Source organism: Porphyromonas sp. CAG:1061 (assembly GCF_000435035.1).
Taxonomy (GTDB): domain Bacteria; phylum Bacteroidota; class Bacteroidia; order Bacteroidales; family Porphyromonadaceae; genus Porphyromonas_A; species Porphyromonas_A somerae.
In genome coordinates this window covers 6,669-17,768 of the sequence record NZ_HF988907.1, presented here as the reverse complement: position 1 = coordinate 17,768, position 11,100 = coordinate 6,669, and the positions used below count along the sequence as shown (strand labels likewise).

Annotated in this window: 9 protein-coding genes and 1 pseudogene; 9 read left to right on the top strand and 1 reads right to left on the bottom strand. The window is 44.8% G+C overall.

What is annotated here, in order from left to right; genetic code table 11:
• Positions 1-764: S41 family peptidase (locus tag QVO39_RS04185; RefSeq protein ID WP_288171745.1), on the bottom strand; the 764-nt coding region annotated here is incomplete at its 3' end.
• A 371-nt stretch (positions 765-1,135) separates the two neighbouring features.
• On the opposite strand from QVO39_RS04185, the gene fldA reads away from it, so the two are divergent.
• From fldA to QVO39_RS04140, 9 genes and pseudogenes are all read left to right on the top strand, one after another.
• A complete protein-coding gene (gene fldA / locus QVO39_RS04180) occupies positions 1,136-1,639 on the top strand; it encodes a flavodoxin FldA (protein ID WP_021903138.1) in 504 nt (167 codons plus the stop codon).
• A gap of 19 nt (positions 1,640-1,658) precedes the next feature.
• Positions 1,659-1,997 (top strand): DUF2023 family protein, encoded by a 339-nt coding sequence (locus QVO39_RS04175; RefSeq protein WP_021903137.1) that lies wholly within the window; start codon positions 1,659-1,661, stop codon positions 1,995-1,997.
• A gap of 614 nt (positions 1,998-2,611) precedes the next feature.
• Positions 2,612-3,232 (top strand): hypothetical protein, encoded by a 621-nt coding sequence (locus tag QVO39_RS04170; RefSeq protein ID WP_021903136.1) that lies wholly within the window; start codon positions 2,612-2,614, stop codon positions 3,230-3,232.
• The gene (locus QVO39_RS04165) at positions 3,226-3,516 is read left to right on the top strand and encodes a winged helix-turn-helix domain-containing protein (RefSeq protein WP_288171748.1); all 291 of its coding nucleotides are present in this window, start codon (positions 3,226-3,228) and stop codon (positions 3,514-3,516) included. The genes QVO39_RS04170 and QVO39_RS04165 overlap by 7 nt, the downstream gene beginning before the upstream one ends.
• A gap of 694 nt (positions 3,517-4,210) precedes the next feature.
• Positions 4,211-7,561, top strand: a complete 3,351-nt coding sequence (locus QVO39_RS04160) for a SusC/RagA family TonB-linked outer membrane protein (protein ID WP_021903134.1) — start codon at positions 4,211-4,213, stop codon at positions 7,559-7,561.
• Positions 7,562-7,572: 11 nt separating this feature from the next.
• Positions 7,573-9,159 carry a RagB/SusD family nutrient uptake outer membrane protein gene (locus QVO39_RS04155; RefSeq protein ID WP_021903133.1) on the top strand — a complete coding sequence of 529 codons (1,587 nt, stop codon included), beginning with the start codon at positions 7,573-7,575 and terminating at the stop codon, positions 9,157-9,159.
• Positions 9,146-10,075 carry a hypothetical protein gene (locus QVO39_RS04150; protein ID WP_021903132.1) on the top strand — a complete coding sequence of 310 codons (930 nt, stop codon included), beginning with the start codon at positions 9,146-9,148 and terminating at the stop codon, positions 10,073-10,075. Before QVO39_RS04155 ends, QVO39_RS04150 begins: the two co-directional genes overlap by 14 nt.
• 275 nt (positions 10,076-10,350) lie before the next feature.
• On the top strand, positions 10,351-10,722 hold the full coding sequence (locus QVO39_RS04145; protein ID WP_021903130.1) for an FtsL-like putative cell division protein: 372 nt from the start codon (positions 10,351-10,353) through the stop codon (positions 10,720-10,722).
• Positions 10,722-11,100: pseudogene (locus tag QVO39_RS04140) on the top strand (penicillin-binding protein); the annotation flags it as partial. The gene QVO39_RS04145 and the pseudogene QVO39_RS04140, both read left to right, overlap by 1 nt.

Here is an 11,100-nt window from a genome sequence, read left to right as displayed (position 1 = left end):
TTGGGTACAAACATACTGAGCAGCTCAATAGCTCCTCCCATTACACCGCCACCATTGCCACGGAGGTCTAGGATCAGCGACTTCATCTTGCCCCCCTTATTGAGCTCGGCATAGGCTCTCCTCACATCCTCAGCACTCTTAGTGGTGAAGCTATTGAGGCGGATATAGCCAATGCTATCTTGGTAAAGGCCACGGCTCACCACTTGATCCACCACCACAGATCCACGCACAATCTCCATCTCCTCTGGATCACTCTTCCCCAGCTTTAGTACCTTCACCCGCACACTAGTGCCAGCAGGGCCTTTTAGCTTACTACTCACCTTGGAGGGCGTGCCAGGCACTACCGACACCCCATCGATCTCCAAAAAGGCATCACCCATACGGAGCCCTGCACGCTCTGCCGGCGACCCTGGCATGGGATACTGTACATAGACTGTGCTATCCACTAACTGGATATATGCACCGATGCCCGCATACTCCCCGGTGGTCATTACTTGGAAATCCTCCTTCTCCACCTCAGGGATATAATTGGTATAGGGGTCTAGCTGTGCCAGCATCGCATTGATGGCCTCTGTACTCACCTCCTGTATATCAAAGGTATCTACATAGTAGGCGGCTACTCCTGAGAGGGCAGAGTTAAATATATATTGTGCCCTACTTACCGCTATTTGGTTCTTGTCGTTGTGCGACTGGGCATATAGCCCTAGAGAGGGCATCAGCAGCATCAGCCCCGCTACCATTGAAATGATCTTATTTAGCTTCATATAGTTATTGCCATTACTTCATATATTATTATCAACAAATATACCAAATTCTACTGAATAGTAATGGAGATATGGTGCTTTATCGTGGTGTCCGACTCGTCCGCCCTGTCCGACTTGTCCGATGAGGGTACCTACAAAGGGGTAACCACGTTAGTTCCCGCTTTAGCGGTTGCTCTAAGACCTTTTTGGATAGATCGATCCTGGGCGAATCTAGTGGGTATTCATCATAATTAGCTATGAGATAACTAGCTAAAATCACTACTAATGGGTATTGATGGGCGGTCAGTTATTGCCTACCTTTGCTCATGAATTGATAGGAGAATAAGCATTTTATCTTACATACCATATAGTAAAATAGCAATAAGAGTAATATGAAGAAGATCTCAATTATCTACGGTACGTGTACCGATCATACCAAAGAGGCGGCAGAGTTGATCGCTTCTAAGCTGAGCGACTTCCAGCCTGAGCTACACAATGTAGCCGATTGTGGCACCGAACCATTTGAGCAGTCCGATTGCTTGATTCTCGGCACCTCCACTTGGGGTTGTGGCGACTTGCAGGACGACTGGGGCGATATGCTAGACAAGCTTTCGGGAGTAGAGCTCACGGGCAAGCAGGTGGCTCTCTTCGGGCTAGGCGACTCCTCGGGCTTCTCCGACACCTTTGTCGATGGCATGGGCGAGCTATACCACTTCTTTAATGACAAAGGCTGCAAGATGGTAGGCGAGGTGCCCACTGACGGCTACTCTTTTGATGATTCAACAGCTGTAGTCAATGATGAGTTTGTAGGGCTCCCACTCGATATGGATAATGAGGAAGACCAAACCGAAGAACGCATCGAGGGCTGGCTGAGCCAATTAAAACCCTTACTATAGAGATAGAAAGGAGGCAGATATGAGCGGAACAATGGGAGTGCTATCTCACCTTACCTATGAGTATCACAAGAAACTTAGGAGTTTGGCACTTTATACTTTTCACTCCTCGCTAAAGGGTGAGGTGGAGAATTGGCTTTGTAGCCGTCATATAGAATATATCCTACAGGAGGTGACACCAGTCAAGTACAATGTCTTCTTTGGAGACGCTCCTTGCCTAGATGTTATCCGACATATAGGAAACGACAAGCCCCTTGCGGAGTATACCCCAGAGGAGGATTTTATGCTCGGAATTATGCTGGGATACGACCGATTGGAGCAGTGTCGTCGATATCAAAAGCGAGTTGATTTATCTAAGTAGGCACACTGTTACTGTCCTATAGTGCCTAGAAAGAAGGAAAAGGCTCGCAAAGATCTACTCATTAGAGTGATGTGGTAGGTGTTAGGTTGGTGGTGACCTATTGGCTTTCTTCAAGCTTGTCCTTGAGGTGCCAATGGGTCCCCACTTTTTTATGCCCAAAACAGACGTCTGACCTGTCCGATGAGGTGCCCCCCCCCAATGAAGGACCTCCGCGCGGAGGTCCGATGAAATTGATGTTCTCAAAATAGGTTTCGGACGAGATAGGAGCAAAGCATTTATTGAGTTGCAACTAAGCATTTGGTTTGTTGCAACTCGCCGATTGCTTAGTTGCAACTCGGCATTTGCTTAGTTGCAACTCAGTTTTCGGCTTCTTATCTTATTGTATTACAGTGAGATACAAAAGTGCATTTGGACTGCTGTATTTTTCCATTAAATAGCAGTGAATTAGGCGTAAATTGTATGCCACAAAGTACTCCCAAACTATCTCTAAAAATAATGGCTCAGATGTTTGGTTTATATTATAAACTTTTGTACCTTTGGTGCGAGAAAGGTGGCGCGCACCCTTTTTTATTGAATGAATGGTTTATAATGTAAACTTATTATTTCTGAAGATTATGGAAGAGAAGAAGATGAACGAGATGGAGAGTTTGGAGACGATCACCAAGATGCTCCAAGCTACTAAGGGTGAGGATATGCGATCCATCGTGATACGCTTTAGAGTGTGGGGAACTGCCTGCCTAATTGTGGGGTTACTCGCTTTCTTTGCAACTACTTACTTAACAAGTCCTTGGTGGCATACCATTTGGTTTTCAATGTTTTTAGTGCCCCTTATCCCTGCGGCACGTGGCGAGCATGAGGGGCATAGAGTCACCACCTTTCTTGATGAGAGTATCCAGAAGGTGCTAGGTGCTACGGGTACTTACTTTGCTGTGGCTAGTGCGGCAATTATTATTTTTGGTTTGTCTACCGGCAATTGGATGTTTCAGTTACTCGCCCCTCTAGCGGTGGTAATATTGAGCTTCAACTTGATGCAGGTATGGGTGTTGACCAAGCGACGTGGATTTTATCTCTTTTCGCTAGTGATGCTACTCGCAGGGATGTTGATGCTTTGCCGTGTAGTTCTCCATCTGCCTCTGTTTACCCCTTTGGATCATCTTTGTACTGGGATATTGCTCGGACTGCTATTCCTAGTTCCTGCCAACGTCAATAGCCGACCAAAAAAGGTAAGATCATGAGAGAGCTAGACCCATTATTGCATTCACAGCTGCGACTATCTATTGTATCGATATTGCTCTCTGTGGCCGAGGCGGATTTCGTCTATCTCCGACAGAAAACGGGTGCTACCAGTGGCAATCTGAGTGTGCAGATCGATAAACTCTCTGAGGCAGGCTACATAGAGGTGGAGAAGGAGTCGGCCGGGAGATCAAGCCGTACTACCTGTCGCCTCACAGCTAAAGGGCGTGCAGCATTGGAGGAGTATATCCGGATATTGAGAGAGGATTACTTCCACCTCCCATAGTATAGTTTCTTACCTAAGGCAAAAAAAGACCTCGGTAGAGGGGATCAGACAATCCAATCTAAGTCTGACCCCTCGGCCGAGGTTTCTGCTATCAGCTCACAATAATGTTGGTGGAAGCGTCCGACCTTTCTCAATAATAAAGCTACTCACGCGTATAAAGTCAAACAGTCAAGTAGCAAATTAAAAGGTTTATCGGACACCAAAGGATGATAACTAAGAATCCTCTTTAAAAGCTCATAATTGGAGCTTTTGCAGAGGAGAATAATCAAATATAAAGGCGTTCCCTCAAGCTAGACAAGATGAAAACCATCAAAAAAACAGACCAAAACTCCTAACCTCGAATGTGTAACAGTCTCTATTTAGAATTTTATGGATAAATTTGCACATCCAAATAAGAGATACAATGAAAACTAATTAACTATTGATGGAGATAACACTCTGCTATATGATAAAAAGATCACCCCAATGATCCTGCCGTTTGAGGTAAGCCACGTAATTGCAATATGCTCTTATAACCTCGCTACGTTTTGATTAGATAGGTAGAGTTGTCCCGATCAAAAAGTTCTGGGATCATCATCCTGAAATCCTATTCCACACTTCACCTTTCCCATTGTTCAGCCGATTGGCTTTTCACTCTATAGTATGCAAAAGAGAACGTTTAAACATTACTCATAATTATTCTTTATGATGCCTTATGGTAAAACATTTATTATCACTATGCTGTAAGCTTATAGCTCTTGTGCTAACCTTGTCAATAGCAGCTTCCTTGCATGCACATGCACAAAATAGTAGCACAGCACAGACCGTCAGAACACCTGAAGGTGCGATACGATGCAAAGTCTTATTCTCAGACCACACACCAGCTGTCGGCGCTACCGTTTATCTCAATGGCAAGCCCGTAGCAGTGACGGGGGAAGATGGAAGCTGTTTCGTAAGGATTACAAAATCTGAAAAAACAATCGAGATTGGAACATCCTATGTAGGAATGTCGCCCGAAAAGCGAACCTATCATGGGGAAAGACAAATGACCTTCATTCTACAGACCGATAATGCCGAACTAAGCGAGGTGGTTGTGACTGGCTACCAGACTGTAAATAAGAGGCAATGGACTGGCTCTGTGGTCACTATTAAAGGTGCTGAAATAGCCTTCCCTGGTATAACCACGCTGGACAAAGGATTGGAAGGATTGGTACCTGAGATGTTGGTGATACCCACGGCGGGTGATGTAGGAATGACTCCTCGCTTACGTATTAGAGGAACCAGCACGATTCTTGGTGTTCGTGAACCTCTTTGGGTAGTAGATGGTGTGGTGGTGCGTGATCCAGTCACTATCCCAGCTGAAGACATTAACGACCCAGACTTTGTCAATCGGGTTGGTAACGCCATAGCGGGGATCAATCCTGCTGATATTGAACGAATTGACGTATTAAAGGATGCAGCGTCAACAGCGCTATATGGAGCACAAGCCGCCAATGGCGTCATCGTAGTAACTACTAAAAAAGGAGGGTACGGCAGACTTAGCATCAACTACGCTGGCGGGATAGGTCTGGCCGTTCGTCCTCGCTACACGGATAAAAATATTGACTTAATGAATTCCCAAGAGCGCGTTCTTTTTTCTCGTCAGCTAGTAGAGTCCGGATATTATTTCCCCTCTAATATGTATCAAGTAGGATACGAACATCTAGTGCAAAAGCTCTACAATAAGGAGATCAGCTTTGATGAGTTTGAAAATCGCGTGAATAAAATCTCGTCACTCAACACAGATTGGTTTGACCTATTGATGCGCGATGCGTTATCCACCGATCAGCACCTCTCTATTTCGGGAACTTCGGGTAATCTCAATTATTATGCCTCATTAGGTCACAGTTTGAGTAATGGAGTGGTGAGAAATAATCAGACCCAACGCACGACTGCGTACCTCAAAGTGATAGCCGATCTGAGTGTGCGTAGCCAACTAACAGTATGGCTGCGGACGGCATTAGAAAACCGTGCCTATAATGCCTCCTCCATCAACCCAGTGGACTATGCCTACAATACCTCACGCACGATTCCTACTCATGAAGAAGATGGCAGATATTCATTCTACAAGCGTGGTGATGATGATTACTACAACTATAGATTTAACATCCTGAACGAGTTGGAGCACAGTGGGTACAGACAGGATCATTTTGACACCTCTGTCAATGCCGCTTATGATTTGAAACTAACCAATGATCTTTCTCTGTCGGCACTAATGACCCTTGCCACCTCAAACACCAATGGCGAAGAGCATCATGATGACCAAACTTATTACGTTGCAAACCTGAGGTGGACAGATTATGGAAGGGAATTCAGTAAAGTAGCCTTGGAACATAGTGAACTCCCCTATGGTGGTGAATTAAACCATTTCCAAGAACGCTTCCGCTCTCTTTCTGGCCGTTTGATGGTCAACTATACCCATACTTTTGAGAATGAGGATGTACTAGCTTTTCATATCGGCTCTTCACTAGAGAGCACACACACTAAAGGCATGAGACAGGTGCAACGAGGATACTTTCGAGATTATGGCGAGAAGTTCGTAGCGCCTGAGGATCTTGATAGATTTCCTGCATACAAGGCTTGGCTGATAAGTGAAACAGCACAGCCCAAACGCATGGATGACCTTCTCAATCAAGGATCACTATTCGCCACTTTTTCTTACTCATTTCACAATAGACTCACTCTAGGGATAAATGGTCGTACCGATGCATCCAATCGTTTTGGCTCCCAAAGTAATCGCAAACTATTACCCGTATGGTCACTCTCTGGCAGCTATGATTTTTCGACACTTCTACGAGAAAACTCGTGGCTAGACTACCTCTACCTGCGCGCTTCATATGGCACTCAAGGAAATATGCTACGTGATCAATCTCCAGTGCCCATAATTCAAAAACTAAGTACCGACCCATACTACAATGAGAAACTTGCTATTTTGGCACGCTACCCCAATCCTGATCTAAGGTGGGAAAAGACACATTCCTTCAGTGCTGAACTAGACTTTTCGGCATGTGATCGAAAGATTGCTGCCACCCTATCTTATTACAACAAATACACAAGCGATGCCTATATGAATTTAGATATTGATTTAGTCAACGGCATTCCCTCTTATGTAGTAAATAGTGGTGACCTTCGCAACCAAGGATTCAGCTGTGCCTTATCTGTACAGCCAGTGCACACGAAAAACGTTACATGGCGTATCTCCACGTCATTCTCCAAAAGTTTTAACCGCCTAGATAGCAAGCCCGAGTATGAGCGCTTCTCGTCAAAGGACTTCCTTCACGGACGAGCCTTAGTCAAGGGTGAGTCTTTGGGTACTTTCTATTCCTATCGCTTTAGAGGACTCAATCCAGAGGACGGAGGCCCACTCTTCTACGATGGGGAAGAACGTATGGAGGATTTCTTCGGAAAGAGTAATTACGAGGTCTACCAGCAAGTGCTAACTAAATCAGGAACACGACTTCCCTCTATGTTCGGAAGTTTTCGTAACCTCATAACTTGGGGAAATGTCACACTCCGCTTTAACCTCTCGTACAGTTTAGGAGCTAAGACTCGTCTCTTCAAACCTTATCGAAACGCTAAAAACTTCCTACCAGAAATGAACGTAAATAGGATGTTTTTGGATCGCTGGATGGCTCCAGGTGATGAACTGCACACCAATGTTCCCGCCGTAATAGACCAAATGGTCCCCGCCGTTTCAGCGAAGTACAACCGCCACTATTCACGTAGGCAATCCAAGAATATGCCAGTTATAGCAGAAAACTCATGGGAGATGTACAATTATGCTGATATCCGTGTTGTTTCTGCTGATTACCTGAAGTGTACAAATCTCAGCCTCAGCTACAGAATACCTGAGAATTGGCTCAAGCGTTTCCACATTGAGAATGCTACACTCACACTATCTACAAACAATTTATTTATAATAGCACGTCCAGAATTAAAGGGTCAAACCCCTGTACAAGGAGGATTCACAGAGGTCAACCTATCTGAGCGTCCACAATATAATCTACAATTTAACTTCACCTTATAGACTTGCAACCTATGAAACGAATAGCACACTATATATTGATCATTGCCATTACACTATCGACCCTTGGGATCGTCACTATGACTTCCTGTAGTGGCTTTCTCAACGAACGTTCAAATGACTTAGCCTACATTCACACAGCAGATGATCTAGACGAGTTACTTATCGGCTCTTGCTACCTATCCGTAGCACCCACCACACCACGAAAATATGAGAGCTATTACTTCTCATACCTTCAATATATGGCCGATGAGACGGAGGAGTTGATTGGCAATACCCGCTATAATCCAGAAGCGAATATTCGTCCTCGTGTATTTGGATATTACACGTGGCAACAGCATGTGGGTGATGCTTTTGATGGTCTTAAAAGCTACAAGGAGAGCATCGATTGGCTACGAGTATACAATCATATCCTCACCCTTAATATTGTATTAGATGAAGCCGAACGAATTGACACTCCCACAGTGGCAGATCAAAACCGTATCAAGCGAATAAAAGCTGAAGCACACTTTCTGCGTGCTGCCTATTATTTTCAATTGGTCAACCTCTATGCTCTGCCCTATGCTCCAGAAAATCTAGATAAGCCAGGTGTGCCCCTCAAGGAATCACACTTCATCGAAAAAAAGAAGTTTACACGTGCCACCATTTCTGAAGTATATGCCCTAATATCCAACGATCTAAGCTTGGCTATAAAGGAGATTGAAGGGCAACCGACACGCTCCCTATATCGAATATCAGAGGCAGGAGTAATACTCTTTGCTTCAAGAGTGGCACTTTATATGCAAGATTGGCAGAGAGCTGAAGAGTATGCCTCAAAAGCATTGAGCCTACATCCCACTCTTTGCAACCTCAATGCTTTGGGAGTGGATAGCTACTTCTTTTCGGTTGATAACCCCGAGCTATTTTTTAGCATGGGGGGAGGGTTAGTATGCGCAGAGATGGGTAGTAGCTCACCCATTGGAGGCTTCTCTGTCTCAAAAGAATTATATCAACTATACAATAAGGACGACTTACGTGGCACCCGCTTTATCGAACGTATCAAAGTCAAAGGAGCACAGCCAAATGGCTACCAGCTAAGGGCATGTAAGACAACGCCAAAACTTATGGGAAAGAGCGAGGTGTCCGATGTATTTGTGCTTCGTAGTGCAGAGATATATCTCAATCTAGCAGAAGCTTTGGCAATGCAAGGCAAAAGTGCAGAGGCTGTGCGATTTCTTAAACAACTACACCAAAATCGCTACAAGGTTGGAGCGGCATTACCCGATATTGACACCTCCCCAAAAGGATTAATAAACGAAATCCGCAAAGAAAGACGAATGGAACTCTGCTTTGAGAGTCAACGATGGTTTGATATTCGTCGTTACCGCGTTCAATCTCAATCCCCAGAGAAGATAGAGCTGACCCACACCTACACTATATACAAAAAAGAGGGCAGAAATAGCTTCCCTGATATCACTTACTTCTATACACTTCCGGCTAACGAAGATGAGGGATATGTATTACCCCTACCTCGCGAAGAACGTACTTTCAATGATATTATTCAAGATAATCCACGCATTGAGCGCAAACCAACTAAAATAATTCAACATGAGACCAAATAGTTATTCACACATCGCCATTTTCCTGTTACTTGCGTTATCAGTAGCTTGCTGCAACAAAGAACACATGATGGTTGAGATTGCCCCTGAGATAAATCTCTTTGCTCCTGATGATACTGACCACTCGCCAGAAGCGACACTTCGACGTTCATTTTACGAGCAAACCGGAGCCTACTTGCTCTTCAACGACACGCTCAAACGTGAAGATCGCAGTCGAGTGCTCAGCATCCCTTACAACGTCACGATAACAGGAAGTGACTACTACGAGGCACAACTCTATCGTCTAAAGTATTTGACTACAATAGGTCAGCGAACTGAGGCTACAAACTTCATCCAAAACAATGTAGCAAAGTATGTCAGCAAAAAGGCTATGCCTTACTCAGTATTATTAGTGGATACGATTGTTGCCTACCCATATGATAGAGTATTAAAGACTTACAATATGGAGAAGCCCAACAGAAAGCAAGTCACAGTCTTTGGTATGCAGACGCTAGCTATAGCACATTTAAGCGACATTGGCACAAAAAACCAAGAAGAGCAAAAGAAATTAGCACGAACCATTCTAAATAATATGGTTAATGAAATAATGAGTCACACGCCTGAAAAAGACTTAGCCTCTTTCTATGCCATCAGTGCACCTTATTACGACAAATCATTTTCGAAAGAAGAGGGCAATCTACCAAACGTCAAAGATATGCGTGAATTAGGATTTATCAAGTGCTATCGCTTCAAACCTGATTACATGTCTTTTTATCCAGCTGAGAGAGACTTAAAAACCTTCCTTAAAGTATTACTAGACACGCCAGAAGCTGAATGGCGAAGTAAAAACAAGGAGTTTCCTTTAGTCATTCAAAAGTTTGAGCTCCTCAATCAGATCATAGAAAAGAGAGGAATAAGCCTAGCATACTTGAATATGTAATGACTATCGCACAAAGCTAATCACCGTCGTATAACAGTCTATCCAATGGGTGTAGGCGCGACGGAGGGCGTCCCAGTAGCTACGTTGGTGGAGGGGTTGTCCGTCGAGTGCTATGGTCTCCTTTGCCAGAAGGTAGTGCTCAGAGTGCTCAGTGACCGGCTCTTCTTTTTGGTTTTTCGGCTCTGTATCTATTTGTTTTTGTGGGGGTGGGTTGCTAAAAAATTGGTAAGTTTGTGGTTGAATAGAGTGGCTATCAGAGAGAGCAGTTTTTTGGAATGGAAGTTGATAAAGAGGAGTACACACCTCAGCAAGGTGGGGTAGAGGATCGCAAAGCTTTTGTGAATAAGTTTTGGAACTTTGTGGAGGGGCATATCTTGGAGCGTGCCTTCAATGGTCGTATGATCGCATGGATTGTGGCGATTGCCCTCTATGCGGTGGTGCAGGTGGCGTACAACTACTCAGCGATGCGCAAGATCCGTATGATCTCCACCAATAATACCACGCTACAGGATCTTCGGATGGAGCATATCACCCTCTCTACTGAGCTGATGAATGATAGCCGTATCACTAGTATTGAAGAGAGGGTGGAGGCGGCAGGGCTATCGATCTGCACGCCCACCACAGCACCTATAGAGATTGAGAAGTAATGACGGGCGAGGATCTACGAGAGAAGTCGCGGCAACGCAATAGCTTACAGCGGACAAAGCGAATCCACAAGGGGTGGGAGCTCTACATGAAGTTTGGACTCGTCCTCCTTTTGCTAGGGGTGGTGGTACTAGTAAAAGTAGTCATTACCTCTACCGTGCAGGCGAAGCAATGGGAGGCACTGGTTCGCTATGCTGGGAAGTCGCGGAGTGCCATTGACCCCCTTCGGGGCAATATCTACAGTGACCAAGATGTACCGGTAGCGATTACGGTGCCAAGGTACGAGGTAGCTCTTGATATGGGAAGTGACTCCTTTGATGGAGAGTTTTTTGAAGCTGGAGTGCAAGAGCTCTCCGAGGGACTTGCGGAAGTGGTTGGGG

Bases quoted from the DNA above. Each gene is read 5' to 3' on its own strand.
- fldA (WP_021903138.1), top strand. From the start codon at position 1,136: ATGAAGAAGATCTCAATTATCTACGGTACGTGTACCGATCATACCAAA.
- QVO39_RS04175 (WP_021903137.1), top strand. From the start codon at position 1,659: ATGAGCGGAACAATGGGAGTGCTATCTCACCTTACCTATGAGTATCAC.
- QVO39_RS04170 (WP_021903136.1), top strand. From the start codon at position 2,612: ATGGAAGAGAAGAAGATGAACGAGATGGAGAGTTTGGAGACGATCACC.
- QVO39_RS04160 (WP_021903134.1), top strand. From the start codon at position 4,211: ATGGTAAAACATTTATTATCACTATGCTGTAAGCTTATAGCTCTTGTG.
- QVO39_RS04155 (WP_021903133.1), top strand. From the start codon at position 7,573: ATGAAACGAATAGCACACTATATATTGATCATTGCCATTACACTATCG.
- QVO39_RS04150 (WP_021903132.1), top strand. From the start codon at position 9,146: ATGAGACCAAATAGTTATTCACACATCGCCATTTTCCTGTTACTTGCG.
- QVO39_RS04145 (WP_021903130.1), top strand. From the start codon at position 10,351: ATGGAAGTTGATAAAGAGGAGTACACACCTCAGCAAGGTGGGGTAGAG.